Source organism: Granulicella aggregans (genome assembly GCF_014203275.1).
Classification (GTDB): domain Bacteria; phylum Acidobacteriota; class Terriglobia; order Terriglobales; family Acidobacteriaceae; genus Edaphobacter.
On sequence record NZ_JACHIP010000008.1, the window covers coordinates 98,542 to 124,784 of the forward strand.

The window sequence follows — 26,243 nt, forward strand, 5'->3', positions numbered from 1 at the left end:
CACTCATCGCGGTAATGCTGCGATGAATGGGGCACCCGATCATCGTTGCTCGGGTAAAGAGAATGCGGGGATTCTTCGTTGCGCTCAGAATGACGAGCCGAGGGATGTTAGCCGGCGGCTAGTTCTTTGGCGCGCTGGGTGGCTCGTTTGACGGCCTTGATGAGGGTGACGCGGAGGCCACCTTCTTCTAGTTCGAGGATCCCGTCTACGGTGCAGCCTGCGGGGGTGGTGACGGCGTCCTTCAGGAGCGCGGGGTGGTACCCGGTTTCTAGGACCATGCGGGCGGAGCCGTAGGTGGTCTGGGCGGCGAGGAGGGTGGCTACGTCGCGGGGAAGGCCGACGTTGACACCGGCTTCGGCGAGGGCCTCGATGATGATGTAGAGGAACGCTGGGCCGGAGCCGGAGAGGCCTGTGACTGCGTCCATGTGCTTTTCGTCGACAACGACGGTGCGGCCTACCGTCTGGAAGATGCGCTGGGCGATCGCCATCTGCTGATCGGAAACAAAGCGACCAGAACAAAGCGCTGTGATGCCCGCGGCGAGCATGGCCGGCGTGTTGGGCATCGCTCGGATTGCGGCAATGTCGATGCCTGCCGCCGCCTCGATGGACTTCGTGGTGACGGAGGCGGCGAAGGAGAGAAGGAGTTTTTCCTTCGTCAGAGCGGGCTTGATGCTCTCGATAAGCGCGGGGACCTGGATGGGCTTGACGCCGATGAGGATGACGTCGGCGCGTTGCGCAGCTTCGAGGTTGTCGGTCATCACTTCTACGCCGAACTGCGCGGATAAGGCGAGGGCGCGCTCCGGGTGCTGGACCGTGGCGACGATCTGCTCGGGCGCGAGGAGGTTGTTCTTGAGGAAGGCCTGGAGCAGGATGCCGCCCATCTTGCCTGCTCCGAGGACGGCTACGCGGATGCCGGGAAGGGACGGGGGGATGGCGGCTGGGGTGATGAAGGATTCTTCGTGCGTGCTCATCTGGAAAGGCTATCAGAGTGAGCGGGGACTTGAAGATTTGAGGCGAAACCCACTCATCGCGATGAGACCGCGATGAGTGGGGCACAGAGTTGTGGGACTTAGTGGTTTAGATCTGGGCTACGCCGCCGTCGACGTAGAGCTCGACACCGTTGACGAAGCTGGAGTCGCTGGAGGCGAGGAACAGGGCAACGGTGGCGATCTCTTCAGGACGTCCCATCTCGCCGCGCGGGATCATGCTCTTGAAGCCTTCCTTGGCTTCGGGGCCGAGTGGGTCGAGGATGGGAGTGTCGATGGGGCCGGGGCTGAGGATGTTGACGCGGATTTTGCGCTCCTTGAGGTCTACCAACCAGGTGCGGGCGAAGGAGCGAACGGCGGCCTTGCTGGCGGCGTAGACACCGAAGGCGGGGAAGCCCTTGATGCTGGCGATGGAACCGTTGAGGAAGATCGAGCCGCCGTCGGTGAAAAGAGGGAGGGCCTTCTGCACGGTGAACAGGGTGCCGCGAACGTTGAGGTTGAAGGTGTCGTCGAAGTGCTTCTCGGTGACCTGGCCAATTGCAGCGAACTCGCCTTGGCCGGCGCTGGCGAAGAGGACGTCGATCCTTCCCTTTTCTTTCTTCACAACTTCGTAGAGGCGGTCGAGGTCGTCGAGATTGGAGGCGTCGCCCTGGACGGCGGTGACGTTGCGACCGATCAGCTTTACGGCTTCGTCAAGCTTTTCCTGGCGGCGGCCAGTGATGAACACGTAGGCACCTTCTTCAACGAAGAGCTTTGCGGTGGCGAGGGCCATGCCCGATGTGGCTGCGGTGATGACCGCTACTTTTCCGTCAAGTTTTCCCATTGCGATTCTCCTGATTTGATGGCTGCGTTCGAACTGCGTTGTGCGGCATGCGGTTCAGTTGAATGGATGGTGGCAGCGATTCTGTGGATTCATTAGTTCTGAATTTATGAACTATGCAGCGCCTTGCTTGCGTGGTGAGAAAAGTCGTGTCTGATATATTGCCACGATGCCGAGCCGAGCAAGAGGGCGATCACTTAGAGGTGAGATCTGTGCTGAGTTTGAATGGGCAAGGATCGCGGCGGCGATTTCTACGCGGTGGCGTTTCGGTGCTGGGTGTTCCGCTGCTGGGAGCGGTCGGGGCATCAGCCGCCGAGGGCGGCGTGGTCACGGTGGATACGGCGACGGCGGTCGATGCGGAGAGGATGCGGTCGCTGATCGCGTTTACCATGCTGACGATGGATACGCCGCATCCCATACCTTATGGGGCGGAGATCTTCGACAGCACGACGGGTGTATCGCTGATGCGTGCGGTGAATCGAGTGAGCGAAGACCATGACCCGAGCGGACACGGCGAGATCGTGACGATCCGGAAGGCGTGCGCAAAGTTGCAGGCGCGGTTACTGAAGGGTTACACGCTGTATACGACGTGCGAGCCCTGCCCAATGTGCATGTCGTGTTGCCTGTGGGCGGGGCTTGACCGCGTGGTGTATGGGGCGACGATTGAGGATGCGGCGCGGTTTGGGCACCAGATCATGATTCCGTCGGTAGAGGTGGCGCGGCGGACGGATTTGAAGTGCTCGGTGACGGGGCCGGTGGAGAGGGACCGGGCCTTGGAGTTGTTTACGAACGCGAAGATGCGGGCCGTGATGAAGGCGTGGAAATGATGGGACTCTTAGCTGGTTGCAAAGCTCGAACGGGACGAGTGATGTAAGCGGTATCGGATTTCTCCGCTGCGCGAAGGATGACAAGACTCTTCGTTTATTTCTGCTTGGCGATCCAGGTGTTGATGCGTTTATCGAGGACGTCCATCGGCAGCGCGCCGGAGTCGAGGACTTCGTCGTGGAACGATTTGAGGTTGAACTTCGGGCCAAGGGCGTCCTGCGCGCGCTTGCGGAGCTCGAGGATCTTTAGCTGGCCCATCTTGTAGCCAAGAGCCTGGCCTGGCCAGGCGATGTAACGGTCGGTCTCGGCCTGGATGTTGGTTTCGTCAATCGCGGAGTGGTCGTGGAAGAAGTCGACCATCTGCTGGCGGCTCCAGTGTTGGGAGTGGACGCCGGTGTCCACCACCAATCGAATTGCCCGCCAGATATCGGCTTCGAGGCGACCGTAGTCCGAGTAGGGGTCCTGGTAGAAGCCGATCTCTTTGCCGAGGCGCTCGCTGTAGAGCGCCCAGCCTTCGGTGTAAGCGGTGTAGTAGGACTGCTTGCGGAAGTCAGGTAGGTCGCCGAGTTCCTGTCCGATGGTGATCTGGAGGTGGTGGCCGGGGATGCCCTCGTGGTAGCTGACTGCTTCGACGGGGGCGAGGGAGCGGTCGGCGAAGTTGTAGAGGTTCACGTCGACGCGGCCGGGACGTTTGCCGTCGGGGGTGCCCTGGTCATAGAAGGCGGCGGCCTGGTCCTTGGAGATGAAGTCGGGCATGGCAATGACTTCAAGCTGCGCCTTAGGCAGGCGGCCGAAGAGCTCAGGGAGCTTGGGCTTCATCTGGTTGATGTAGCCGCGGTAGGTTTCCAGCAGTGCTTCTTTCGACTGCGGATGTTCCTTGGCGTTGGTCTTGAGGGCTGCGCTGAAGCTCTTGATATCGGAGAAGCCGAGCTTCTTGACGATGACCAGCATCTCAGCTTCGTCGCGCTTTACTTCGTCGAGGCCGATCTGGTGGATCTCGGCCGCGGACTTGTCGAGGGTGGTGCTTTGACGGATGCGGAAGGCGTAGTAAGCATCGCCGTCGGGGAGTGCCCATGCCCCGGGGTCGGTGCGGCCGGCGGGGATGTACGTGGCCGTGAGGAACTTCGCGAAGCGCTGGTACGAGGGAAGAACGCTGGCGTTGATGACCGCGATGAGGTCGGCGGAGATGCGGGTCTGCTGCGCGGAGGTGATGGATGCGGGGAACTTCTTGAGTGGCAAAGCGAAGGCGCTATCTTTGGCTGGCTTGCCGGCAAGATCCTGCGTTTGGGCCAGAACTTTTTCGAGGATGTAGCGCGGCGGGACGCGCTTCTCGTCGATGCCGAGCTGGATGTTGGTCATGATCTGGGAGAAGGCGGTGGGAACCTTCTTGAGGCGTTCGATGTAGTCGTCGTAGTCCTTGACAGTTTCGAACTGGAGGTCTTCGGGCATCTGGGCGAGGCCGGTGTGAAATCCGTTGAACTGGTTGACCGGCATCTCCCACTCCTTGAAGCGGGCCGCCTCCTGGTCTTCGGTGAGGGAGCGAAGCATCAGGTCAGCGGAGAGTTGTTCCTGCTCGGAGAGTCCGGTAGTGTCGATCATAGAGAGGCGGGTGACGAAGCCCAAGCCGCGCTCAAGCCCTGCGTTGACCTCTTTGGCGGAGTAGTCGGAGAGCTGGTCGTTGTAGCGCTTGTCGCCGAGGAAGGAGGCGTACTCGGGGGAGTGCTTGAGGTTGTCTTCCCAGATGTCGTGGAAGAGAGCGGCGAGGTCCTTGCTGCGCTGGGCTGCGGATGGGGTCGCCTGTGCGGCGGCAAAGAACGGGGTGACGACAAGCACTACAGCTACGACGGTGGAACGGAGCAAACTCTTCACGCAAACCTCGGAGTTGATGAGTCTTCAGTCTATCTTGGCGAGGTGTTGGTACCGACGCTCGTGGCGAGACCCACTCATCGTGAAAGACAGAGGCGCGATGAATGGGGGACAGAGCTGTGCTCGGTCAAATGTGGTGCGACGAAACGACGCTCCGATTTGGTCGCAGGCTACGCTTTTTTCCTTGCGGGTGCGGCGCCAGCCTCCAACATACGATAGAGGGTTGAACGGCTGATGCCGAGGCGGTCTGCGGCGCGGACTTTGTTACCGTTGCAGCGGAGAAGGACGTCAAGGACGTGGTTGTGGATGACATCGTCGAGGCGTTCCACGCGGACTTCGATCTGGGTGGAGTGCTCTTCGCGGTCGAACTCGCCCAGGGGCGGGAGGTGGGCGGCGTCGATGACTCCGTCCGGACAGTCTGGATCACCATCGGCGCTGTGGGGGCGGGCGAGTTCGACGACGCGCTCCAGTTCGCGGACGTTACCGGGCCAGTCGTGGGCCTGGAGCTGGGCGAGGGCGCGGCCATCGAATGCGGCGGTGGGGTGACAGCCCTCGGTGGTGCATCGGCCCAGGATCGCGGAGGTAATGAGGGGGAGATCCTCGAGGCGGGAGCGGAGCGGCGGGATGAGGATCTCGACGGCGGAGATGAGGCGGTAGAGCTTGCGGTCGAAGTGACCTGCGCCGGCGAGGGAGCGAAGATCGCGACCGGCGGAGAAGATCATGCGAGGGCGTTCGGGCCCGATGCGGGCGCTGGAGAGGCGCTGCAGGGTCTGGCGTAGCTGGACCTGCTGTGGGGCGGAGAGCTCATCCACGCCGCGAATGAAGAGCGTCCGGCCGGGGCCGGTGAAGGTGGGGAGAAGTTCGGGTTCCGTGCGGGGAGGAAGTTGAGTGGTAGTGGGTGGTGGAAGGAAAGGGATCGGCTGGAGCGTGGGGGGCGCTCCATTCGATGCGACGATGCGAAAGCGCGGCGGCCCGCCGAAGGCGCGGAGGGTGGCGCGGACCTGGGCGGAGACGCCGGGGAGGAGTTCGAGAAGGGATGAGGCGGTATGGGTGGAGAAGGTGCCGTCGGAGTCGGCGGAGACCCGGTGCAGGGCTAGCGCAACGGTCTCCTTACAGGTGCCAGTCTCTCCGGTGACCAGGGCGACGCGGAAGTGTGGGGAGACTCGGCGGAGCTGGGCGCGGAGAGAGCGCATGGCGAAGCTGTCGCCGGTGAGGCAGATGTAGTCCTCGAGCGCGCAGAGGCCGAGGTCTTCAAGATAGGGGCGGAGGGCGGCGGCCGGTGCACGGGCGAATGCGCGGGAGGCCCTGACGGAGTGTTCTTGTTCGCTCATCTGCAGAGATGTAATCGGCAGATAACTCCGCCGAGATGAGCGGGTTGGCTACAAATGGTAACGGCCAGCACCGCAATGGGCGCTGGCCGTTCGAGTTGCGTTGAATCAGCTTCGGCTATGCGGTCGTCTTGACGCAGTAGGTGTCGAAGGCGCGGGCCAGTTCCTGCGCGATGGCCGGAGCGGTGGAGCTTTCGATGGCCGAGCGCTGCATGAGGTAGACGAGCTGGCCGTCGCGGAGAATCGCAATGGCGGGCGAGGTGGGTGGGTGTCCGCCGAAGTAGCCGCGGGCCTTCTCGGTGGCTTCGCGGTCCTGGCCGGCGAAGACCGTGACCTTGTGGTCGGGCTGGGTGCCGTTCTGCAGCGCGAGGCGGACGCCGGGACGCATCTTGCCGGCAGCGCAACCACAGATGGAGTTGACGACGAGCATCGTGGTTCCGGATTCGGCGAGGGCGGCATCCACTTCGGCGGCGGTGCGGGCTTCCTTGAGACCGGCGCGGGTGAGTTCCTCGCGCATCGGGATCAGCATCATCTCTGGGTACATGTTTTCTCCTTGGCTCTTCGTTGACCTGCTAAAGCCGGCATTACTGGCGACAACTTTGATTGTAAGGGCTGGGGCAGCGGCGCGCCAACTGGCAAACGCTGGCGCCAGCAGAGATCTGATGCGCGCAGGGCTGTTGTAGTCTCAAGCGGTGACGACTGAAGAGAATGTTTTGCTGGGGCCGCTGACGACGCTGGGGGTAGGTGGGCCAGCGAAATCTATGGTTCGCGTTCACAGCGAAGGCGATTTGGTGGAGGCTTTGGCATTTGCGCGGTCGCAAGGGCTTCCCGTGTTTGTGTTGGGCGGCGGGAGCAACCTGCTGGTAGGAGATGGCGGATTCGACGGCCTGGTGTTGCGGATGGAGATTGATGGCGCTCTTGAGTTTGAGGAGAAGGACGGCGCGGTCGAGGTGCGGACGGCGGCGGGAGTGGACTGGGATGCGTTTGTGCTGGCGGTCTGCGAGCGCGGGCTGAGCGGGGTGGAGTGCCTGGCGGGGATTCCCGGGCTGGTGGGCGGGACGCCGGTTCAGAACGTGGGAGCTTATGGGCAGGAGGTCGCGGAGACGATCGTGTCGGTGAGGGTGCTGGATCTGGCGACGATGGAGTTTGTTTCGCTGAGCGCGGTGGAGTGTGGGTTTGGATATCGGCGGAGCGTATTCAATTCGACGGAGCGGGGGCGGTATGTGGTGACGGCGGTGACGTTCCGGTTTCCGCTCGGACGTCGCGTGGAGTTGAAGTATGCGGAGTTGAAGCGGCGGTTTGAGGGGCAGTCTCCGACGCCGATCGAGGTTTACGGAGTGGTGCGGGAGATTCGGCATGGGAAGGGGATGCTGCTGGTTCCCGGGGAAGACGATTGCCGGAGTGCCGGGTCGTTTTTTAAGAATCCGGTGGTGGATTTGGCGGTGTATGAAGCGATTGCTGGGGCGGTTGGGAACCCACCCAGGGCCAGAAGCGAGCCATGGGTGGGGCACTCGGTTTTGACGGTTCCGCATTGGGATGCTGGTGGAGGGAAGGTAAAGCTGGCGGCGGCCTGGCTGGTGGAGCAGGCTGGGTTTCACAAGGGATTTGTGATGGGTCGGGCGGGGATTTCGTCGAGGCATTCGCTGGCGGTGGTGAATCGCGGCGATGCGACTGCGGGGGAGATTGTGGCGCTCAGGGATGAGATTGTGCGGAGGGTGAAGGAGAGGTTTGGGGTGCGGCTGGAGCAGGAGCCGGTGATGGTGTGACCCTTTACCCATAAACCGGCATGGCTCGGTTTCCCATGTGGCGATCAAGGGCACCTGCCTATGGAAGGCTGTGGAAAAATCCGAGAAAAAAGCAATCGGACTTTCGAGGTAAAGTACTGATTCTGAATGGTTTGCCCGGTTTAGATGGAACTAAGTTCCTCAAAATAAAGGGTTTGAGTGTCAAAGTCCTGCAAACAAAGGGCTTAGCCGCGATTCTTAGAGTGAATGGAAAAGCAGGGGTGAATGGTTGGCCTTTCCTCCACTCTGATTTAAGGATAGCAGGTTGCACACATCCTTTGGGCACTTGATATCCCTTTTAGAATGAAGCGGTTGCGGACTTTAGGGGCTTGACAAGGATGGACGGTCGCTGAGTTGGCTAAGCAGTCGGGCGCGTTCTTCGGCTAAAACTTCTACCGCGACGCCTTGCTGGACGATGCGGCCTTCGTGGAGCTTGATGACTTCGGCGTTGAGGTGGAAGGCCTCGGCGATGTCGTGGGTGACGGAGAGGACGGCGGTCTTCGAGACGGCCAGCCACGCTTTCAGGTCGGTGAGGAGAGCGTCGCGGAGCGGGGCGTCTAGGCCGGTGAAGGGTTCGTCAAGGAGCAGGGGTCGACCATTCGCGGCGATGGCGGCGCGGGCTACGGAGACTCTTTGTTGCTCGCCACCGGAGAGATTTGCGGGTTTGCTGTCCGCGAATTTTGTGAGATGAAAGCGTTCGAGGGCGAGGTCCAGGGCTTGCCCGGAGTCAGCGTTTCTTATCTCGGTCGCATACTGCAGGTTTTCGCGGACGGTCATGTGGGGGAAGAGTGCGGGGCGTTGGGCGGCCCAGCGGACGTTGCGCCTGTGCGGTGGGAGGTTGATTCGGGCGGCGGTGTCGGCGACGGTTTGGGTGCTGTTGGCGGTGCGAAGGACGATCTTGGCATGTTGCGGTTTAGCGAGGCCGGCGATGGCGCGGAGGATGGTGCTCTTGCCACTGCCTGAGGGGCCGAAGAGAACGGTCCAAGAGTGGGTGAGTTCGAAGGCGACGTCGATGTCGAGGTTGCCGAGGCGGTGGCGGATCTCGCAGGAGAGGTGGGGGATTGGTTCAGGCAAGGCCGTCTCGCAAAGCGTTGCTGCGACGAGTCGCCGGAAGAAGATAGATGACCAGAAGTGCCGCGAGGGCAAAGCCGAGAAGGAGCATTGCAGTGTGATTGGCGGCGGTGTAGTCGAAGTCCTGGACTTGATCGTAGAGAGCGATGGAGAGGGTGCGGGTTGCGCCGGGGATGTTGCCGCCGAGCATGAGGACGACGCCGAACTCGCCGACGGTGTGGGTGAAGGTAAGGACGGCGGCGGTGAGCAGCGACGGCTTCGTTAGGGGAAGGACGATGGAGCGGAAGGTGCGCGAGGGAGATGCGCCGAGGAGGGTAGAAGCTTCGATGAGAGCGGGGTCGACGGCTGCGAATCCGGCGACGAGAGGCTGGACTGCGAAGGGAAGGCTGTAGAGGACCGATCCGATGAGGAGTCCGGAGAAGCTGAAGGCCAGTGGATGGCCGAGGAGATGGGTGATGAGACGACCGGGAGCAGTGAGCGGGCCGAGGGCGACGAGGAGATAGAAGCCGAGGACGGTCGGGGGAAGGACTAGCGGGAGGGCGACGATCGCTTGCGTCAAGGCGCGAAGGAGGCCATTGCCTGAGGCGATCCACCAGGCGAAGGGGATCGCGATGAGGAGCAGGATTGCGGTCGTGGAGAGCGCTAGCCGCAGCGTCAAGAGGAGGGCAGGGATGTCCATGCTGAGGGTAAGTCTAAATGCGAGGGAGTAGGAAGTAGGAAGTAGGAAGTAGGTCGTTGTCGATCGGACATGTCACGTCCCACCCATCGCGATAGTGCTGCGATGGATGGGCACCCGATCATTCCCGACTGTGCGACCGCTCTTAGCGGACGGGGTCTAGACCTAATTTGGGGAGTTCGGCTTGGATTTCGGTGGTCAAGAGCCAGTCCAGGAAGGCGTGGGCTTCGGTTCGGCGGTCGGACTTGGCGATGATGACGGCGCACTGGCGGATGGCGGGGTAGACATCAGGGACGAGGACGTAGGTGCCTTGTTCTTTGAAGGTCGTCGACATGGCGGTGGTGAGAGAGATCAGGCCGAGTTGGGCGTTGCCGGACTGCACGAACTGGCTGGCCTGGGCGACGTTCTCCGCGACGACTAGTTTGGGCTTGAGCTGGTCGTAGAGCTTCAGCTTGGTCAGGGCGGCGACGGCGGCTCGGCCGTAGGGGGCGCGGAGTTCGTCGGCGATGGCGATCTTCTGGACGCGCGGGTCGGAGAGAGCTTCGAGGTGCAACGGCTGGAGGGGGCTGTCCTTGCGTGCCCAGAGGACGAGCGCACCCTTGGCGTAGGGGATGGCGTCTTTCGAGTCGGCGAGGTTCGCGGCGACTATTTTTTCTGGGAAGACGTAGTCCGCGCCGAGGAAGAGGTCAAATGGAGCGCCATTGAGGATCTGAGTGGCAAGAGTGCCTGATGAGCCGTAGCTGACCATAAGCTTCACGCCGGTCTTGGCTTCGTAGCGTTGGGCGATCGGAGGTAGCGCGGACTGGAGGTCGGCTGCGGCGGCTACGCGGATCTCCTTCGCAGCCTGGGCGTGTGCTTGAAAGCTGGCGGCGCCAAGCAGCAGGGCAACAAAGTTAATAACGAATTGAGCGACTGATTTGCGTCGGAATTGGCCCAATTGTTGCAGGGAGTGGGTTGGTCGCTTCCGTTGATTGCAATAGACTAGAGGGGACAATGACATTCGATACACACAGTCTACGATGCACGGGGTGCGGGTACGAGATACCTGGCCGTGAGGTTGCGAGCGATTTCCGTTGCACCAACTGCAGAAGTTTGTACGAGGTGGTTTATCCCTGGAGCGCTGTGCCTTCGGCTAGCTCTGGCGGGACGGCGATGCCTCCTAACCCGAATGCGCTGCGCTGGCTTTGGCAGGAGCGGCGGACGTCGACGCTTTCGATTGACCAGAGCGGAGTATGGCGGTTTCGCGATCTTTTCCCGATCGTGAAGGACTTCGAGCGCGTGGTGACATTGCGCGAGGGAAATACGCCGCTTTATGAGATGCCGAAGTGCGGCGCGATTGCTGGTGTCGACTGGCTGCTGGCGAAGCACCAGGGGATGAATCCTACGGGGTCGTTCAAGGACACGGGGATGACGGCGGCGATCTCGGTGGCGGCGGAGCGTGGGTTTGAGTGGGTCGCTTGCGCTTCGACCGGCAATACCTCGGCGGCGATGGCGGCTTATGCCGCAAGGGCTGGGCTGCGGAGCATCGTTTTTATTCCCGAGGGCAAGATTGCGTGGGGCAAGCTTTCGCAGTCGATGGACTATGGCGCGCTTACGATCCAGTTGAAGACGGACTTCGACGGCTGCGTGAAGATCCTGACTGAGCTGGTGAAGAAGTTTCCGATCTATTTGCTGAACTCGGTGAATCCGTACCGGCTGGAGGGGCAGAAGACTCCGGCGTTCGAGATGGTGGAGCAGCTTGAGTGGCAGGTTCCGGAGCATGTGATTGTGCCGGGCGGGAATCTGGCGAACGGCGCTGCTTTGGGTAAGGGATTTGCGGAGATGAAGCAGTTGGGGCTGATCTCTCGTGTGCCGAAGATCAGCGTGGTACAGGCGCAGGGTGCGAACCCACTGTATCGCGCGATGCAGGCGAACGGCGGCGACACTCTGGAGCCGGTGGTGGCGGAGACGCGGGCGTCGGCGATCCGGATCGGTAACCCGGCTTCGTGGAAGAAGACGGTTGAGGTGCTGCGGGCTACCGGCGGATGGGTAGAGCAGGCGACCGAGCAGGAGATCGCTCTGGCGAAGGCGCAGATCGGCGCTGAGGGGATTGGCTGCGAGCCGGCTTCGGCGGTGACGCTAGCGGGATTGAAGAAGCTGGTGGCGCAGGGCAAGATTACGCGCGAGGAGCGGGTCGTGATCGTGCTGACTGGGCACACGCTGAAGGACTCGGAGTACACCATCAAGTATCACCGTGGCGAGTTGCTGACGGCCGAGGAGACGGCCGGGGCGACGGCGGCGGAGCGCGAAGAACATGCTGGGCTGAGGAAGCCGCCGGTGGTGCTCGAAGCGGATATGGACGTGGTGCTGCGGGAGCTTGAAGCGCAGATGGCGTCGTCGCGCGTGGCAGAGACGGTATGACCGAGGCGGTTTTGACGGCTTCGGGAAGGCCGGGATCAATCTATTTAAAGCTGCCAGCGACTTCGGCGAACCTTGGGCCGGGGTTCGATGCCCTAGGGCTGGCGATGTCGTTTTACCTGTCGATCGACGCCGTGGTGTCGCCGGATGGGCTGTTTGCCATTGAGGCGACAGGGCGGGATGCTGAGCTCTGCGGGCGGTTGGATGGCAACCTGATTCTCGACACGTACAGGGATGTGGTTCGGAACGCGGGTGGAGAGCCGCTTGCGCTTCATCTGCTATTGCACAACGAGATTCCGCTAGGGATGGGTTGCGGGTCAAGTGCAGCTGCATTACTAACTGGTGTGCTTTTGGCTAACCATTTTGGCGGGCTTGGTATGACGGGTTACCAGGCAATGGAAGAGGCGTGTCGGCGTGAGGGTCATCCAGACAACGTAGCTGCCTGCTGGCTGGGCGGAATGACGACATCGGCACCGAAAATTCCTGGAAATGGCAGCGAGTTTGTCGCTGCGAGCTTTGCCGCGTCGAAGGAGTGGGGGCTGATGCTGGCAATTCCGAGTGCCGGGCTGGCGACAACCAAGGCGCGGGCGCTGCTGCCGGAGAGTTACAGCAAGGCGGATGCTGTTTTGAATGTGCAACATGCGGCGCTGATCGTGGCGGCGTTCGCGCTTGGGAGAGGCGATTTGCTGCGGACGGCTATGGCGGACCGGATGCATCAGCCGTACCGGATGGAGGCCTGTCCTCTGCTTCCGTTGCTGCTTCCGCTGGCTGGTGAGCCGGGGGTGCTCGGAGTTTCGCTAAGTGGTGCCGGGCCGTCGGTTCTGGTGATTCACGAGCGCGCCGTGGGGTCGGAGGTTCGGTCGGCGATCGCCCGCGCGGCGGGGCAAGTCGAGTTGATTGAGGCGAATACCACGCAAGGTACCATCATTTCGGTTACGTAAGTGACGTGTACATGAAGGGCCGATTATCGTAATGTCATCAACGTAGGAAGTTCTGGGGAGGGCTCCTGCGCCGCCCGTTGACCTCTGGTGATTTATCTCAGAGGTCCGGGCGTTCTCCTTTTAACGAAGAAGTTTTGGACAGGTGAGGTTGTGAGGTGGGAGGGCAGCCAGGTTCCGGTACCAATGGCGGTTCGCGTGTTCCTCCTTTGTGGGACGGCGATTTTTACGCGGTCCGCAACGTTTTGTGGTTTTGTACATCTAGTATTAGAGATGCTTACGTTGCGCCGATGAAAGATACAGGCCAGCGCAGCGGGAGGAGTTGGAATGGCAGGTCAGTTCGTCACCGAAGTAAACGATTCATCGTTTGAAAAAGAGGTTCTTCAGTCTTCTCAGCCTGTAATGGTCGATTTCTGGGCAGCGTGGTGCGGTCCTTGTCGCGCGCTTGCGCCGGTTGTGGATGAGGTTGCAACTCAGTACAACGGCCAAATCAAGGTGATGAAGATGGACGTCGATAGCAATACATCGACTCCGATGCGGTATGGAATCCGCGGCATTCCCGCTTTGCTCATCTTCAAAGATGGCAAGGTTGCGGATCAGATCGTTGGATTTGTACCGAAGGATACGATCGACAAGTCGATCATCAAGGTTCTCGCGTAAGTTTTTGCGAGGTTGTTTGCGGATAGGAAAGGCCCGGCGAGGGGATCGTCGGGCCTTTTCGTTTGTGGCGTCACTTCCCACATCTCAAAAGCCAGATGTGGGGCACCCGGATTTGTGGCTACAAGTACACTTCAAAGATGCTTGAGTGGACTCTCTTTCGCGCGATGCTGGTGGCCTTCTTCATTCTGGCTAACAGTTTTTTTGTGGCTGCGGAGTTTGCGCTGGTGAGCGTCCGGGAGACGCGTATCCAGGCATTGCTGGCACAGGGGCGCCCGGGAGCACGGACGGCGCTTCATCTGAAGAAGTCCATCGACGAGTTCCTGCCGGCGGTGCAGTTTGGAGTAACGCTGGCGAGTCTCGCCCTGGGGTGGATGGGAGAGCCGGCGATCGCCGAGGTGATCCTGCGACTGTGGACGGGTATGGGGTGGATGGTCGACGGACACTCTCTGATTTATGTCCACATTGCTGCAACGGTCATTGCGTTCTCGATCATTACGTACTTCGAGGTGCTGCTGGGTGAGTTGGTGCCGAAGTCGCTGGCGCTGCAACGGGCGGAGCGGATTGCGCTGGCGGTGGCGGGGCCGATGGATGTCTTTATCCGGATGACGCGGCCCGCGGTGAAGGTGATGAATGGGTCGGCAGCGGTGGTGCTTAAGCTGTTCCGGGCGCCGCTGCATGGTGAGGGGGCGGTACATTCGCCCGAGGAGTTGAAGCTGATTGCCACGGCGACGCGGCGGATGGGGCTGCTGCCGGAGTTTCAGGAAGAGATTATTCATCGCGCGATCGAGCTGAACCACGTGACGGTGCGCGAGATCATGACTCCCAGAGGAAAGATCTTCTCTCTGCCTGCCGACATGCCGGTAGAGCAGGCGAGCGCGCGGATTGTGGACGAGCAGCACTCGCGGGTTCCGGTCTTCGATCCGAAGGGCGGACCGGAGCAGATTATCGGGGTGCTGTACTCGAAGGACATCTCGCGTCTGATGCACTTCCGCAGCGTCTCACTGGGCCTTGGGGGAGCCGGGAATTCAGGCTTGACCGTTCGGCAGGTGATGCGCGAGGTGGTGGTGGTTCCGGAGACCAAGCTGGCGGTTGAGCTGTTGCAGGAGTTTCAAGTCCGGCGGCGGCAGATTGCGATCGTGGTGGATGAGTTTGGGTCGACGGTAGGGCTGGTGACAGCAGAGGATGCGCTGGAGCAGATTGTGGGCGAGCTTGAGGATGAGTTCGACATTGCCAGCCGGACGGCGTTGTTCAGCAGCACCGGCGTGATGTCGCTCGATGGATCGACGAGTCTTAGAGACCTAAGAACCCAGCTTCGCTGGGAGTTTCCGCGTGAGGCCGGCGTGGAGACGCTAGCGGGATTCATGCTGGCGCACCTGGGACATATTCCGAAGAATGGTGAGAGTCTGGACTTCGAGTGCCGGCGGTACATCGTTGCCGAGATGACGGGACATCGGATCAGCCGGGTGCGGGTGGAAGACCTGACGGTGAGCGGTGTGACTCCGACCGTGGAGCTGACAGCGCGGTGAGAGGAAGAGCAGTCTGGACGGCGCTGCGGCGGGTGGTGGTGACTCTGCCGGTGATCTGGGTGGTGGTGTCGGTGGTGTTTCTGCTGATCCACATTGTGCCGGGAGATCCGATCGTACAGATGCTGGGCGAAGGAGCGACGGCTACGGATGTGTCCGCGCTGCGGCATGCGTATGGGTTCGATGAGCCGCTGCGGGTGCAGTATGTGCATTACTGGGGCGGTCTGCTGCAGGGTGATCTGGGACAGTCGCTGCGGATGCATGACTCGGTGCTGCACCTGGTGCTGCAGAGGTATCCGTACACGCTGGCGCTAACTTTGGCGGCGCTGCTGATGGGCGTGCTGGTGGCGGTGCCGGCGGGAGTGTGGTCAGCGGTGCACCGTGGGCGATGGCAGGACAAGTTGCTGGGCGTGGTGAGCCTTGGGGGGCTATCTTTTCCGAACTTCGCGCTGGGGCCGATTCTGGTTTTGATTTTTTCGATATGGCTGGGGCGGCTGCCGGTTTCGGGCGCGGGGACGGGCGAGGTTGGCGAGTTTCTGCTGCATCTGTTGTTGCCGTCGCTGACGCTGGCGCTGGGGCTGGCGGCGATTCTGACGCGGATGGTGCGGGCGGCGATGTTCGAGGAGCTGGGGCAAGACTACATCCGGACGGCGCGGGCGAAGGGGCTGACGGAGCGGCAGGTGGTCTACGGGCACGCGCTGAGGAATGCGCTGATCCCGGTGCTGACGGTGATTGGGCTGCAGTTTGGGAGTCTGCTGGCAGGGGCGATTGTGACGGAGACGATCTTCAGTTGGCCGGGGATTGGGAGGCTGACGCTGTCGGCGATCTCTAACCGGGACTATGCGTTGGTGCAGGGGTGCATCCTGGCGGTGGGGCTGACTTATGTGGGAGTGAATCTGCTGACGGATGTGACGTATGCGGTGGTGAATCCGAGAATGCGGGGATGACCTGCGGGGCTGGAATGTGATTGGGGGCCAGCGGGTGGAGACTTGTCAGGTGCGGTGTTCGCGGAGCGCGAGCGCTAGACAGAGGTTCACCACAAAGAGGACATGGATGCCCATGTGAAAGAGGTTCGGCCGCGGGTTGTCGCCGCGCTTGGGCAGAACGTGGCGGGTTCCCGCATACATGTTGAGATACTCGATCTTTTGTTTCTCAGGAGCTCCGCGCAGGTAAGGGATGTACCACATGCCGATCGCCGACAGGGTAGCTACCGAGCAGTAGATCAGCCAGTAGTTCGGGACATAGCCAGGTTTCGGGCGGTTCCAGAAGTTGATTGCGAATCCGGCCGCTATGCCGGGGAAGACAGAGTTGGCCAGGGTGGCCAGCCAGACCTTGCGACGACCCAGCATCGCCTGGATCTGAGAACCGTGGACCCAGCCGGGGATATCGACCAGGTCGTGCGTGAGGATGATCGCAAACTGCAGGACGATGAGACAGGAGAATAGAACGACCATTGCGGCCTCCCTACTGTGAAGGCAATTCTGCGCTAAGTAAGCGGGGAGCGCAAGCCTGCATCATGGCTTAAATGATCGGAAGTATCTTTGCGTCGAGGGTGGTGGGGGTGATGGCGACGAGGGCTACCGTGACGGGGAGTTGGAAGCGGCGGGGGCCGGCGCTGCCGGGGTTTAGATAGAGGATGTTGTTGCGGGTCTCGATGGATGGACTGTGGGAGTGGCCGGAGATGACGGCGGCGACGCCTGCGGCGGAGGGGCTGATGTCGAGGTCGTGGATGGAGTGAACGAGGTAGAAGAGCTTGCCGGCGACTTCGACGAGTTCGGTCTCGGGGAGTTCGGCGCAAGGACCGTAGAGGTCAACATTGCCGCGGATGGCGGTGACCGGGGCAATGGCGCTTAGGGCCTCGAGGATCTCGATGTTGCCGACGTCGCCGGCGTGGAGGATGTGTTGCGCGGGGGCGAGCGCGACCAGGGCCTCCGGACGTAGGAGGCCGTGGGTGTCGCTGATGACGCCTAGCAGGAATGGTTGTGGCTGACCGGACGGAGCATCAGGCAAGGCGCAGGCTCTGGAGGCTGGCGCAGTGCTGGCTCTGGGTGGGATCGTGGGCGCGGTCGGGGTCGATGCGGAGTTCGAGCGCGGTGATTCCGGCGAGGCTGACGGTGTAGTCTTCGACCTCTTCCGAGGCTCCTTCGGGGCTGAAGCTGAACTGCTGCCGGATGATCTCGCGGTGATCGTTTTCACCGGAAGACGCGAAGATGGCGAATTCCTGCGAGCGCGGGGAAGCGGCTTCGACGATGCGGAGATGGATGCGGCGGAGGGAGACGGGATGGTCGAACTTGATGAGGACGATCTGAGGGCCGGTGCGGGCGGCGCGCCATCCGCTCCAGGGCTTGGCGTCGGGCTTATCGATGAGGGCATCTTCGATGGGGAAGAGCGAGTCTTCCGAGGTGATGTGCACGGTGGCGAGGGCGTCGAGGTCCAGCCAGCTATCCTGCGGTACGGGTGGACACTTGGCTACGGCTTCCTGGTCGATCAGGGACTTTCTCATGCCGGTAAGCATACGCCAAAGCTTGCCCTGCCGGACGGGCCCGCTGCGCGGTCACTTCGTGACTCGTATACTGCTTCGCGTCGTGCTCCCGATGGCCGCAGATGGAAAATCAGTTGGTTGATCGTGGGTCGGCCATGGTTCCCAGGGCGTCGCCTATGAAGTTGAAGGAGAGGACGCAGAGCATGACGGCCATGGCGGGGAAGAAGAGGATGTAGGGGGCGTCAAAGATGTGGGAGCGGGCGTCGTTGAGCATGGCTCCCCAGCTTGCGGAGGGAGGTGGGAGGCCCAGCCCGAGAAAACTGAGTGTGGCTTCGGCGAGGACGGCGGAGGCCATGCCGACGGCTGCCTGGACGATAAGGGGTTGCAGGATGTTCGGGAGGATATGGCGGCCCAGGATTCGGAGGTCAGAGGCTCCGAGCGCGCGGGCCGATTCGACGAACTCGAGACGGCTGACGGACATGACCTGGGCGCGGACGAGGCGAGCATAGGCGACCCATCCGGAGAGCGCTAGGGCGAAGATGAGGTTTAGAAGGCCCGGTCCGAGGAAGGCGACAAATGCGATGGCGAGCAGTATTCCAGGGAGTGCGAGGAAGGCGTTGGTGACATAGATGTTCAGGATGGTGTCGAGCCAGCCTCCATAGAAGCCGGAGATGCATCCAAGAACCAGGCCAACAATTGCTGAGACGGCCACGACAGAGATTGCTACGGCCATGGAGATGCGGGCACCATAGACAGTGCGAGCAAAGATGTCGCGGCCAAGTTCATCGGTGCCAAACCAGTGCTGTGAGCAGGGAGAGAGTAGGCGATGGGTCAGGTCAATATCAGCTGGGTTGGTGCGGGCGATGACGGGCGAAAACAAAGCGCAGGCGGCGAACGTGGCGACGAGAATGGCGGCGAAGAGTACCTGGGGTGTACGCAACGCATGGGGCAGGCGCGCGGATGGCCGTGGTCGGAAGGGGATTTCGGGAAGTCCTGCGTTTCCCATGGAGGGCCCACTCAATGACATACAAAAGAATGTATCTCAGTGAGTTAGCGATTGTGACGTGAGTAAAATAGAATCGAAACAACAAGAGAAAATAAGCTCGTTCCACTGGATGAGCAATCGCAACAAGCGTTTCACTGCAGGGTTCTAGACACTAGTCCAGCAACTCCTTTTCGTTCTTACCAGTGTGTACTGGAGCTGTCTTTGAGAATCCTGATCTATGGCTTGAACTACGCACCCGAGTTGACTGGCGTGGGGAAGTACACCGGCGAGATGGCTTCATGGCTAGCGTCCCAAGGGCATGAAGTGCGCGTCGTCACGGCGCCGCCGTACTACCCTGCTTGGCGGATCTCGGCCGAGTACCGCTGGCTTTTCTACCGGGTGGAACGTGCCGAGCGTCCCGGCGAGCCTAAGGTCTACCGTTGCCCCTTGTGGGTGCCGGCAAGTCCGAGCGGAGTGACCCGGTTGATTCATCTCTGCTCCTTCGCCTTCAGCAGCATCCCGGTGATGGCCCTGCAAACGCTTTGGAAGCCAGAGCTTGTGTTTGCCGTGGAGCCGACATTTTTCGTGGCTCCGGTAGCGTTGATGTCCGCGGCGGTGACCGGAGCCGAGTCATGGCTTCATGTGCAGGACTTCGAAGTGGACGCGGCGTTCAGCCTGGGTATGCTGCCTCGTGGGGGGGCGCTCCACAAGATCGCGAAGAGGCTCGAGAGCTTCTTCACCAGTGGCTTCTCGCGGACTTCAACGATCTCGGACAAGATGGTCGAGGGAATGGCGACGCGGGGAGTTGGTCAGGATAAGGCGATCCTATTTCCCAACTGGGGTGATGTGGAGACGGTGCGACCCGCGCAGCCCGGTGCGGCAAATCATTTCAGAAAGGCCCTATCGCTGGAGGGGAAGATCGTTCTGCTGTACTCCGGCAACATGGGCGCGAAACAGGGGCTCGAGGTGTTGGCCCCGCTCGCGGAGTCGTTTGCGCATGACTCGCGCGTACACTTTGTCTTCTGCGGAGATGGGGCATTTCGACCTCATCTGGAAAAGCTGGTGTCGAGGCGCAAGAATGTGACGATGCTGCCGCTCCAAAGCACCGACCGCTTGAATGACCTGCTGAACGCCGCCGATATTCACCTGCTGCCGCAAAGCAAAGGCGCCGCTGATCTCGTTATGCCGTCGAAGCTGAACGGCATCCTGTCGAGCGGCAGACCAGTCATCGCTACCGCGGACGAGGGAACGCAACTCGCGCGCGTGGTCGAGGGCCGCGGTCTGTTGGTCCCACCTTCGGACGCTACGGCGCTCTATGCGGCTGCGCGACGGTTGATTGACAGTCCAGAGTTGCGAATGATGCTGGGACTGGCAGCGCGGGAGTATGCAGTCAAAAACCTGAGCAAAGAACACGTACTACGCCGGGTCGAGAAGGACATGATCACGTTGGTGTATCCGTCTGAGAAGTCCGAGGACATCCAATTGGCCCAGAGCTATCGCGGGTGAGTTCGGCACGCCGATGCTGCGCAGCGCGATGAAAGTCCGGAGAGCGAGATGGGGTTGACGACGAAGAATCTACGGCGAGTCCTTCTAAGACAGATATACGCCCTGAGTCTTTTGACAGCCCTGATTTGTCCGTCACGACGGCTAGCTTATCCGCAGCAAGCTGCGTTTACGGCAAATGTTTCTGAAGAGTATTTGAAGTCGGCGGCGGACCAGGAGCGGGCCTCGCTGGGTCTGCCGCCTTTACGATTCGACGCCGCACTTTCAAATGCAGCACGAAGACATGCGGCGCTGATGGTGCAGCACAACAGCATCTCGCATCAGTATGCCGGGGAGCCTGATCTTTCACATCGAGCGTCGGACGCGGGAGCGCGCTTCAGCCTGATCACGGAGAATGTCGCCCAAGCGCCTAGCACGCCGATGGTCCACACGGCCTGGATGCACTCCGAGGGACACAGGCATAACCTGCTGGATCCGAATGTCGATTCGGTGGGTATCTCGGTGATCTCGCGCAACGGGCAGATGTTCGCTGTGGAGGACTTCGCACGCAGCGTGGCATCCCTTTCAGTACTACAGCAGGAGGGAATCGTGGCGGCGGCGGTTCGCGCGACCGGGGTAGCGGTCGACGGTACCGGCGAGGATGCGCGGCAGGTATGCGGAGGCGACCGCAGTGCAGAGATGACACCTCTTCCGGAGTTTGTGATGCGTTACACGACTGACGACCTGGGGCGTCTCCCGGACGGGCTTGCGACGCGGTTGCAATCGGGACACTACGGACGGGCAATTGTTGCGGCCTGCGCCGCGGAGGACAAGCAGGAGTTCACGATGTATCGAGTTGCGGTCCTGCTGTATCGAGGTGGCCAGTCCGCGAAGTGACGTAAAGGGAAGGCCCTCTTTGACCCCATCTTCGGTGTTTGTTATAACTAATGAGGCGGCGAAGTTTGAAGACGTGTGCCATCAAAATATTCCTGAGTAGCTCAATGGCAGAGCATTCGGCTGTTAACCGAAGGGTTGTAGGTTCGAGTCCTACCTCAGGAGCCATATTTATCAAGCACTTAGAAGACCTCCTCTCCATCGACTCCGTCAAACTTCGTCAAATTGCTATTTGACCCTGATCCGATAGCTCCAGCTGCAGGGCCTTGCGGATGTTCCGGCCTTTCAGCCCTAGCCTCTGAGCAGGGCTCCAGCCGTCGAGCACTGCAGTTGCCCTTGAGTTAACTGCACGAGCCACATTCGCATCCAGCGTTTGCACGTACACGTTGCCGGTGGTTGTAATGCTGGCGTGGCGTAATGCGCCTTGAGTGTCTTTCAAGGTTCCGTGATTCTGCATGTCGGTTCCCATCGTCCGACGCATCACTTGGAAAGTGACGAGCCGATCGGGAATCCCCAGCTTGCGGGAGACTGGCCGTATCCGCCAGCGCAGGAAGTTTTTCCCGTCGCGGGGTACTGCCTGTCCGGTACGCTCGCCCCGTCCGAAGGTAGGGAACATCAACGCCTCGGGCGAACAGTCAGTGCAGAGTGCCTTCCAGGCTTCTATGAAAGGCCTGACTTGTTCCGGCACCGGAATAGGTGCTTTGCTGGCCTTTGTCTTGAGCCGTTCTTTGTAGAACCGCCCCTCGTAGGCCGTGCCGTGCGGCATGAGTGCATCACCCGTCCAGCACTTCCATTGAAGTCCCAAGGCTTCGCTTGCGCGCGGTCCGCAGAAAAGTCCAATAGACATGAGACAGAGGTCATGCGCGTCTTCGATGGCTCCGAGCAACGAGAGAATTTGCTCTCGCGACATGACGGGCTTTTCGACTGGGTCGGTCAACGGCATGGTCACATCCTCCGCAGGGTCTTCAGCCAGATACTTTTGCTTCCTGGCCATACGGGCGATTGCGCGAATGTTAGAGAAGCATTGGCGAACCACTGCTCCAGAGTATCCCTTCTCCGCTATGCCATTGAGCCAGACCTGAATCTCGAAAGTGCTGAGATTCCGCAACGGCAAATCCCCAAAGTGCGAGACCAGATAATGGCCGAGTTGGTAGGTGTTCGTCTTTTTGTAAGCCGGACTCCAACCGCCTTGGCGCATCGGGATATAACGCTGTTCGACGAACCAACGGAACGTCACCGAGTCATCTGGAGGAAGCGTCGGAGTCGGACCGACCCCTTTGGTCTCCTTCACAATGATCTCCTGCAACATCTGTTCAGCTTTCCACTTGGGAGTGTTGGCCTTGGGACAGATGCGAACGTTGCGCTGCTTTCTTATCTCCTTTCCGTCCTGGTCCTTTCTATAGACAAGGTACTGGCCGTACCACATCTTGATCCGCTTACCTGTGATGTAAACGGTGCCCCTCTGATACTTCATTGCCATTTCATTCTCCGATTTCTGCTTCTGGTCCTGGTCGTGGAGAACACTTTAATCATCCACCAAACTGGCGCTGGAAGGAAGAGCGAGATGTGGTCAACCTTTCCATGAACTCGTCCACGTCGGCGCATCGGTATCGCATCAACGTCCCGAGTTTTACGCCAACTATTTTGGGAGACCGGCGCGTCGTGTGATCGCGCACCCACCGCTCTGACACGCCGAGCCTCGCAGCTACCTCACGAGCATTCAGAAGGCGTTGTGGTTCGGCGCGGCCCGGTGGAAAATCGATAGCATTTTGACTAGCCTTTGTGATGTCGGCCATTGCCCTTACGGGCGGCTTACGTACCGAGGTCAGGGCATGTGACCCTGAGGAAGATTGGCTCAGCGCGGCAACAGGCATATTCACCTCACTCCATGGATTGCTTCTGGCAGTCACCTAGCTACCGTATGCGGAAAGCCAGCGTGGCTGCATCTAGGCTGTGGGTGCCCACGGGGCGCTGTCCAATACTTCCTAACTATCGGGTGATAGTTGCGAATTATCACCTCATCTCTTAGGTCGGCTCCCGAACTCTCTCAAAGAGTTTCCTTTGCTCGATTTGCGATGACCGTCGTCAAGCAAGAACGGAAGGCATCTCGTGCTTTAGAGGATTGAAATTGATCGCCGCAATACCGTCTCTCCGTAGGAGATCTCAGGGTCAACGCTGCTCATGCTGGAGTAAGTTTGGCCAAAATCGATAATTGTGTTGTTTCTCGATTTCGAAGGCGTCAAGATTTGCCAAGGGAGGGCGCGGACCGACCGTAAAATTCCGGCTCCCACTATCGCACGAGATCCTCTATCTCCAACGAGTGGTGAGCAATGTACGATTGGGCCGATCTTCGCTACTTTCGCTATCTGTTGACCATCCTCGAGAGGCAGGGGTTTCGCGCTGCCGCGGAAGAGCTTCACATTTCGCAACCCAGCCTCACTGTGCAAGCCAGAAAATTCCAAGAGAATGCCTCCGTTCGCCTCTTTCAAAAGACGAAAAGCGGCCGTATCCGACCTACCGAGGCTGGCGTCGCCTTCATCTCGTTGGCCCGGCTGTTGCTGGAAACAAGGGAAGAGGTAATGAATGCACTTGTCCAGATCGAGCGAGGTGAGATCGGATCCGTTCGATTCGGCTGCGCCCCGCTCGTTGACCAACGCGTATTTCGCGATCTTTGCAGCTTGCACAAGGAGATCTTGCCGCAGTGTTCTCTCCGGCCCACCCATGGGGATACGGATCAGTTGGCCGAAGAGGTAGCACGCGGTCAGGTGGATGCCGCAGTCGTCACGCTGCCGCTGCGCCATCCGGAGTTGCGCATCGAGGAGATACGGCGCGATCGTCTCGTCGCTTGCTTGCGCCACGATGATCCATTGGCTAGAAAACCTGTCCTTAACGTGACGGATCTGCAAGGAAACCTAACCGTCTTCTACCATCCGCAGCGCCATCCTGACGCCCACGAAGTCCTTGTCCATATGCTGGCAAGCGCCGGCATCACAATTGATGAATGCTCTCTTGCCTCCCACCCTTCCGAGATGCAGATGCTGGTCAAGGAAGGACACGGATTGACGCTAATTCGGGAAGGAAGTCGGATCGACGACGAGCTGACGATTAGACCGATTGCAGATGTAACTTGGACGGTCGACACGGCGGTCATCTATCACAAGCAACGCCATCCGAAGACAGTTCCTATCCTCGTCAAAAAGCTGAGACGACAGTTCCAAGATGAGGCAAGTGGGAACGGAAGAAAGGAAGATACAGCTTCCCTGCGGATACATGGGAGCGCACGCAAGCCTCCCCAAGCGGCCAGGAACGTACCTGTGCAGCTGACATTCCTAGACCGAAAGCACGGAGCCAGCAAGAGATAGAGCAACCCGATAATTGAGAGCTATCGGGTGATAGTTAAGAAGTATTGGACGCGGGCGAAGGACAGGCTCAATCATCACGACATATTCCCGACTGAGACCAGTCGATGGAGGTGCCGATGATACGCAGCAGCCAAGTAGTGATCTCCCGCAGTACCGCCCGCCTTGCCAAGCGATTGGCCCGACCTTTTACGAAACGTAAACTGTTCCGCGCCACGCGTGTGATGTGGCCGGCGCTCGCCGCGTTCACAGTCACAAGCATTGCCCATGCCCAAGGAACGATGGATTTCTCCGGGGCTACAACGCTCATGACGACATTCAAGACTTTTGCGATTTATGCGGGAGCTGTCATCTGTTTTGGCGGTCTGATCTTCGCCGGAATCCGCATGATGAGTGGGAGATTTCAAGATGCTATCCCACGGCTCTTCGGTGCGCTGTTTGGCGCCGGAGTGCTCGGTTGGGGTGCCGGCTGGATCGGCTCGCTGACCGGGCAGTCGATGTAGGAGGTACATCGACATGACTAGGCGGGGAGAACCGTTACCAATCAATGGCGCACTGAATCGACCCAGGACCAAATTAGGTCTCGAACTGTCAGCGTGGATGTCCATTGTGTTCGTTACGGTAACGGTTTTCCTCGCCGGTTTCAAATGGTTTGCCATCTTCAGCTTTCCTGCATTGCTGCTTGGTGCTTGGCTCGTAGTCCGAAGACACCCCAAGATGTTCCAACTCTGGTCTCTGAGTCTGAAGCAGAGGAGCTACTATGACCCGCGCAAATAACGCACCGTGGTTTACGAAGGCAGGAGCGGCGAGCAGTATTGTCCCGATCTCACACTTTGTTGGGGAGAGCATCTTCGCCCTTAAGGGCGGCGGTTACGGTTGCCTGTTCTCGCTCGATGGAATAGATGCCGAGAGCCGCACCGACCAGGATCTTGATGTCCGTGTGCGGGGTGTTGAAGCTTCGTTGCGTGGTCTGCCACAGGACTCATGCCTGTACCAATACGCTCGCGTGAGGGCCGGCTTTGAACTTCCACGGCAAGGGAATTATGTAGACTCTGTCACCGAATCTTTTGCTTGCGACCGAATTGAATTCCTAAACATGAACGCCCGCTTTCGACGCATCGACCTGTATTGGTGCCTCACCATCGAGCCGGAGGCTGGCAACCAGCTGAGCCGCAAGCCTAAGGAACAGAGGGCAACAACAGACCGGCAACTGCTCGAGCTTGAAAAATCGGCGACGATCCTCGGATCGCATATGAGCGATGCGATCGGGCTGAGACTTCTGGGCAAGGACCAAGCGTTTCAGTTCTTCTGTTACATGTTCAACCTTGAAGAGTGGTCGTCGAGCGTTCATCTGCGATCTGACGCAGGCGTCGACCGACAGATTGTGAACTCTCCAGTGGAATGGCACAGCGGCTATCTTCGAATCGGCCGTCGCTACGTTCAGATGTTTCCGTTGACGAATACGCCTGAGATCTCCCGTCCTTGCCTGTTCACCAATCTGATGGAGCTCGATTGCGACAGCATCCTCTGCTCGGTCTGGCGGCCGCAGACCGACAGCGCTGCGCGGAAGGAAGTGACGAACCAGGAGAAGTTCCTGGAGTTCTTCAAGCACTCACCCATCCAGCGTCTGATGAGCGGCAAAAATACCGCTCCTCTCGACACAAGCGCGACCGCTAAAGCTGTTACTGGAAATGTCGACAACCTCGCCGAGGTCGTCTCATCGCTCGACAAGCTGGGACAGGGCGATTACGCATTGCGGTTACTGCTTTCGGCTAGTACAGCAACCGAACTCCGAGCTGCAACGCCCGCTGTCCATCGCCTCTTTGTGGATGCGCGTGCCCCGATCATCGAGGAGACCTACGGTAATCTCTCTGCCTTCTACGCCATGTTTCCGGGCAATCGTCAGTTCAATGTCTATCCGCTTTGGCTGCGGGAAGACCATCACGCGCGCCTGTCGAGCATCTTCGCTCCGACCCTAGGCCACGTTCGTTCGGATGATCTTGACGCCGAGTATTTGAACATCTTTGAGACGCGAACAAGGACCCCTTACTTCCAGGATGCCTACGTTAATCGCGTGAGGGTCCAGCTCATCATCGGTCCAACGGGTAGTGGAAAAAGCGTAAACGCCTGCCAAATGCTCAGCCTGGAGCAGAAATACGGTGGTTTC

At 60.0% G+C, this 26,243-nt stretch carries 26 protein-coding genes, 1 tRNA gene and 1 pseudogene; 14 read left to right on the forward strand and 14 right to left on the reverse strand.

Annotated elements, in window-relative coordinates; all coding sequences use genetic code 11:
• Positions 1 to 107: 107 nt before the first annotated feature.
• Together proC and HDF16_RS22850 are read right to left on the reverse strand one after the other, a co-directional pair.
• On the reverse strand, positions 108 to 971 hold the full coding sequence (gene proC, locus HDF16_RS22845) for a pyrroline-5-carboxylate reductase (RefSeq protein WP_184222002.1): 864 nt from the start codon (positions 969 to 971) through the stop codon (positions 108 to 110).
• A gap of 106 nt (positions 972 to 1,077) precedes the next feature.
• A complete protein-coding gene (locus tag HDF16_RS22850; protein ID WP_184222004.1) occupies positions 1,078 to 1,809 on the reverse strand; it encodes an SDR family NAD(P)-dependent oxidoreductase in 732 nt (243 codons plus the stop codon).
• A 209-nt stretch (positions 1,810 to 2,018) separates the two neighbouring features.
• Here HDF16_RS22850 and HDF16_RS22855 point away from each other — a divergent pair, with 209 nt between their 5' ends.
• A complete protein-coding gene (locus HDF16_RS22855) occupies positions 2,019 to 2,633 on the forward strand; it encodes a deaminase (protein WP_184222006.1) in 615 nt (204 codons plus the stop codon).
• Between the two features lie 94 nt (positions 2,634 to 2,727).
• On the opposite strand, the gene HDF16_RS22860 is transcribed toward HDF16_RS22855, so the two are convergent.
• From HDF16_RS22860 to HDF16_RS22870, 3 genes are all read right to left on the reverse strand, one after another.
• A complete protein-coding gene (locus tag HDF16_RS22860; RefSeq protein WP_348641397.1) occupies positions 2,728 to 4,500 on the reverse strand; it encodes a DUF885 domain-containing protein in 1,773 nt (590 codons plus the stop codon).
• 167 nt (positions 4,501 to 4,667) lie between these two features.
• Entirely contained in the window at positions 4,668 to 5,828 is a 1,161-nt protein-coding gene (locus HDF16_RS22865; RefSeq protein WP_184222008.1) for a sigma-54-dependent transcriptional regulator, read from the reverse strand.
• 115 nt (positions 5,829 to 5,943) lie between these two features.
• Entirely contained in the window at positions 5,944 to 6,369 is a 426-nt protein-coding gene (locus HDF16_RS22870) for a BrxA/BrxB family bacilliredoxin (RefSeq protein WP_184222010.1), read from the reverse strand.
• Positions 6,370 to 6,517: 148 nt separating this feature from the next.
• On the opposite strand from HDF16_RS22870, the gene HDF16_RS22875 reads away from it, so the two are divergent.
• Positions 6,518 to 7,591: a UDP-N-acetylmuramate dehydrogenase gene (locus HDF16_RS22875; protein ID WP_184222012.1), complete on the forward strand. Its 1,074-nt coding sequence runs from the start codon at positions 6,518 to 6,520 to the stop codon at positions 7,589 to 7,591.
• Between the two features lie 339 nt (positions 7,592 to 7,930).
• Here the strand turns inward: HDF16_RS22875 and HDF16_RS22880 are convergent, their stop codons facing one another.
• From HDF16_RS22880 to modA, 3 genes are all read right to left on the reverse strand, one after another.
• The gene (locus tag HDF16_RS22880; RefSeq protein ID WP_184222014.1) at positions 7,931 to 8,683 is read right to left on the reverse strand and encodes an ATP-binding cassette domain-containing protein; all 753 of its coding nucleotides are present in this window, start codon (positions 8,681 to 8,683) and stop codon (positions 7,931 to 7,933) included.
• Complete coding sequence (modB, locus tag HDF16_RS22885) at positions 8,676 to 9,359, reverse strand: molybdate ABC transporter permease subunit (protein WP_184222016.1); 684 nt, start codon at positions 9,357 to 9,359, stop codon at positions 8,676 to 8,678. Before modB ends, HDF16_RS22880 begins: the two co-directional genes overlap by 8 nt.
• Before the next feature lie 142 nt (positions 9,360 to 9,501).
• On the reverse strand, positions 9,502 to 10,293 hold the full coding sequence (gene modA / locus HDF16_RS22890) for a molybdate ABC transporter substrate-binding protein (protein WP_246409746.1): 792 nt from the start codon (positions 10,291 to 10,293) through the stop codon (positions 9,502 to 9,504).
• Positions 10,294 to 10,349: 56 nt separating this feature from the next.
• On the opposite strand from modA, the gene thrC reads away from it, so the two are divergent.
• The 5 genes from thrC (at position 10,350) to HDF16_RS22915 (ending at position 15,821) form a co-directional block, all read left to right on the forward strand.
• On the forward strand, positions 10,350 to 11,756 hold the full coding sequence (gene thrC / locus HDF16_RS22895; RefSeq protein WP_184222020.1) for a threonine synthase: 1,407 nt from the start codon (positions 10,350 to 10,352) through the stop codon (positions 11,754 to 11,756).
• Positions 11,753 to 12,694, forward strand: coding sequence for a homoserine kinase (thrB, locus tag HDF16_RS22900; protein ID WP_184222022.1), 942 nt, complete (start codon positions 11,753 to 11,755; stop codon positions 12,692 to 12,694). The genes thrC and thrB overlap by 4 nt, the downstream gene beginning before the upstream one ends.
• 324 nt (positions 12,695 to 13,018) lie before the next feature.
• Entirely contained in the window at positions 13,019 to 13,351 is a 333-nt protein-coding gene (gene trxA / locus HDF16_RS22905; RefSeq protein ID WP_184222024.1) for a thioredoxin, read from the forward strand.
• 137 nt (positions 13,352 to 13,488) lie between these two features.
• Complete coding sequence (locus HDF16_RS22910; protein WP_184222026.1) at positions 13,489 to 14,877, forward strand: hemolysin family protein; 1,389 nt, start codon at positions 13,489 to 13,491, stop codon at positions 14,875 to 14,877.
• On the forward strand, positions 14,874 to 15,821 hold the full coding sequence (locus HDF16_RS22915; protein ID WP_184222028.1) for an ABC transporter permease subunit: 948 nt from the start codon (positions 14,874 to 14,876) through the stop codon (positions 15,819 to 15,821). The genes HDF16_RS22910 and HDF16_RS22915 overlap by 4 nt, the downstream gene beginning before the upstream one ends.
• Positions 15,822 to 15,866: 45 nt before the next feature.
• Here HDF16_RS22915 and HDF16_RS22920 read toward each other — a convergent pair whose 3' ends face one another.
• The 4 genes from HDF16_RS22920 to HDF16_RS22935 all read right to left on the reverse strand — a co-directional run bounded on the left by HDF16_RS22920 (position 15,867) and on the right by HDF16_RS22935 (position 18,362).
• Complete coding sequence (locus HDF16_RS22920; RefSeq protein ID WP_184222030.1) at positions 15,867 to 16,328, reverse strand: hypothetical protein; 462 nt, start codon at positions 16,326 to 16,328, stop codon at positions 15,867 to 15,869.
• A 67-nt stretch (positions 16,329 to 16,395) separates the two neighbouring features.
• Positions 16,396 to 16,884 carry a metallophosphoesterase family protein gene (locus HDF16_RS30870; protein ID WP_246409749.1) on the reverse strand — a complete coding sequence of 163 codons (489 nt, stop codon included), beginning with the start codon at positions 16,882 to 16,884 and terminating at the stop codon, positions 16,396 to 16,398.
• Entirely contained in the window at positions 16,877 to 17,377 is a 501-nt protein-coding gene (locus HDF16_RS30875; protein WP_184222032.1) for a carbohydrate-binding protein, read from the reverse strand. The genes HDF16_RS30870 and HDF16_RS30875 overlap by 8 nt, the downstream gene beginning before the upstream one ends.
• A gap of 109 nt (positions 17,378 to 17,486) precedes the next feature.
• Positions 17,487 to 18,362 carry an ABC transporter permease gene (locus HDF16_RS22935; RefSeq protein ID WP_184222034.1) on the reverse strand — a complete coding sequence of 292 codons (876 nt, stop codon included), beginning with the start codon at positions 18,360 to 18,362 and terminating at the stop codon, positions 17,487 to 17,489.
• Positions 18,363 to 18,563: 201 nt separating this feature from the next.
• On the opposite strand from HDF16_RS22935, the gene HDF16_RS22940 reads away from it, so the two are divergent.
• The 3 genes from HDF16_RS22940 to HDF16_RS22950 all read left to right on the forward strand — a co-directional run bounded on the left by HDF16_RS22940 (position 18,564) and on the right by HDF16_RS22950 (position 20,885).
• Complete coding sequence (locus HDF16_RS22940; protein ID WP_184222036.1) at positions 18,564 to 19,847, forward strand: glycosyltransferase WbuB; 1,284 nt, start codon at positions 18,564 to 18,566, stop codon at positions 19,845 to 19,847.
• Positions 19,848 to 19,895: 48 nt separating this feature from the next.
• On the forward strand, positions 19,896 to 20,720 hold the full coding sequence (locus HDF16_RS22945; RefSeq protein ID WP_184222038.1) for a CAP domain-containing protein: 825 nt from the start codon (positions 19,896 to 19,898) through the stop codon (positions 20,718 to 20,720).
• Positions 20,721 to 20,810: 90 nt separating this feature from the next.
• Positions 20,811 to 20,885: transfer RNA gene (locus tag HDF16_RS22950), tRNA-Asn, on the forward strand.
• A gap of 52 nt (positions 20,886 to 20,937) precedes the next feature.
• Here the strand turns inward: HDF16_RS22950 and HDF16_RS22955 are convergent.
• Positions 20,938 to 22,197 carry a tyrosine-type recombinase/integrase gene (locus HDF16_RS22955; protein ID WP_184222040.1) on the reverse strand — a complete coding sequence of 420 codons (1,260 nt, stop codon included), beginning with the start codon at positions 22,195 to 22,197 and terminating at the stop codon, positions 20,938 to 20,940.
• Positions 22,198 to 22,246: 49 nt separating this feature from the next.
• The gene (locus HDF16_RS31955) at positions 22,247 to 22,591 is read right to left on the reverse strand and encodes a helix-turn-helix domain-containing protein (RefSeq protein ID WP_432432266.1); all 345 of its coding nucleotides are present in this window, start codon (positions 22,589 to 22,591) and stop codon (positions 22,247 to 22,249) included.
• 456 nt (positions 22,592 to 23,047) lie between these two features.
• Here HDF16_RS31955 and HDF16_RS22965 point away from each other — a divergent pair, with 456 nt between their 5' ends.
• The 4 genes and pseudogenes from HDF16_RS22965 to HDF16_RS22980 all read left to right on the forward strand — a co-directional run.
• On the forward strand, positions 23,048 to 24,079 hold the full coding sequence (locus HDF16_RS22965; protein WP_184222044.1) for a LysR family transcriptional regulator: 1,032 nt from the start codon (positions 23,048 to 23,050) through the stop codon (positions 24,077 to 24,079).
• Positions 24,080 to 24,195: 116 nt separating this feature from the next.
• Entirely contained in the window at positions 24,196 to 24,579 is a 384-nt protein-coding gene (locus HDF16_RS22970; RefSeq protein ID WP_184222062.1) for a TrbC/VirB2 family protein, read from the forward strand.
• Positions 24,580 to 24,592: 13 nt separating this feature from the next.
• Positions 24,593 to 24,853 (forward strand): VirB3 family type IV secretion system protein, encoded by a 261-nt coding sequence (locus HDF16_RS22975; RefSeq protein WP_184222046.1) that lies wholly within the window; start codon positions 24,593 to 24,595, stop codon positions 24,851 to 24,853.
• Positions 24,837 to 26,243: pseudogene (locus HDF16_RS22980) on the forward strand (VirB4 family type IV secretion system protein); the annotation flags it as partial. The gene HDF16_RS22975 and the pseudogene HDF16_RS22980, both read left to right, overlap by 17 nt.

Coding starts and splice junctions, on each gene's coding strand:
- HDF16_RS22920 (WP_184222030.1), bottom strand. CDS start 16,328: ATGGTCGTTCTATTCTCCTGTCTCATCGTCCTGCAGTTTGCGATCATC.
- HDF16_RS30875 (WP_184222032.1), bottom strand. CDS start 17,377: ATGAGAAAGTCCCTGATCGACCAGGAAGCCGTAGCCAAGTGTCCACCC.
- HDF16_RS22870 (WP_184222010.1), bottom strand. CDS start 6,369: ATGTACCCAGAGATGATGCTGATCCCGATGCGCGAGGAACTCACCCGC.
- HDF16_RS22865 (WP_184222008.1), bottom strand. CDS start 5,828: ATGAGCGAACAAGAACACTCCGTCAGGGCCTCCCGCGCATTCGCCCGT.
- HDF16_RS31955 (WP_432432266.1), bottom strand. CDS start 22,591: ATGCCTGTTGCCGCGCTGAGCCAATCTTCCTCAGGGTCACATGCCCTG.
- HDF16_RS22945 (WP_184222038.1), top strand. CDS start 19,896: ATGGGGTTGACGACGAAGAATCTACGGCGAGTCCTTCTAAGACAGATA.
- HDF16_RS22850 (WP_184222004.1), bottom strand. CDS start 1,809: ATGGGAAAACTTGACGGAAAAGTAGCGGTCATCACCGCAGCCACATCG.
- HDF16_RS22965 (WP_184222044.1), top strand. CDS start 23,048: ATGTACGATTGGGCCGATCTTCGCTACTTTCGCTATCTGTTGACCATC.
- thrC (WP_184222020.1), top strand. CDS start 10,350: ATGACATTCGATACACACAGTCTACGATGCACGGGGTGCGGGTACGAG.
- proC (WP_184222002.1), bottom strand. CDS start 971: ATGAGCACGCACGAAGAATCCTTCATCACCCCAGCCGCCATCCCCCCG.
- HDF16_RS22975 (WP_184222046.1), top strand. CDS start 24,593: ATGACTAGGCGGGGAGAACCGTTACCAATCAATGGCGCACTGAATCGA.
- HDF16_RS22955 (WP_184222040.1), bottom strand. CDS start 22,197: ATGGCAATGAAGTATCAGAGGGGCACCGTTTACATCACAGGTAAGCGG.
- modB (WP_184222016.1), bottom strand. CDS start 9,359: ATGGACATCCCTGCCCTCCTCTTGACGCTGCGGCTAGCGCTCTCCACG.
- thrB (WP_184222022.1), top strand. CDS start 11,753: ATGACCGAGGCGGTTTTGACGGCTTCGGGAAGGCCGGGATCAATCTAT.
- HDF16_RS22910 (WP_184222026.1), top strand. CDS start 13,489: ATGCTTGAGTGGACTCTCTTTCGCGCGATGCTGGTGGCCTTCTTCATT.
- HDF16_RS22935 (WP_184222034.1), bottom strand. CDS start 18,362: ATGGGAAACGCAGGACTTCCCGAAATCCCCTTCCGACCACGGCCATCC.
- trxA (WP_184222024.1), top strand. CDS start 13,019: ATGGCAGGTCAGTTCGTCACCGAAGTAAACGATTCATCGTTTGAAAAA.
- HDF16_RS22970 (WP_184222062.1), top strand. CDS start 24,196: ATGATACGCAGCAGCCAAGTAGTGATCTCCCGCAGTACCGCCCGCCTT.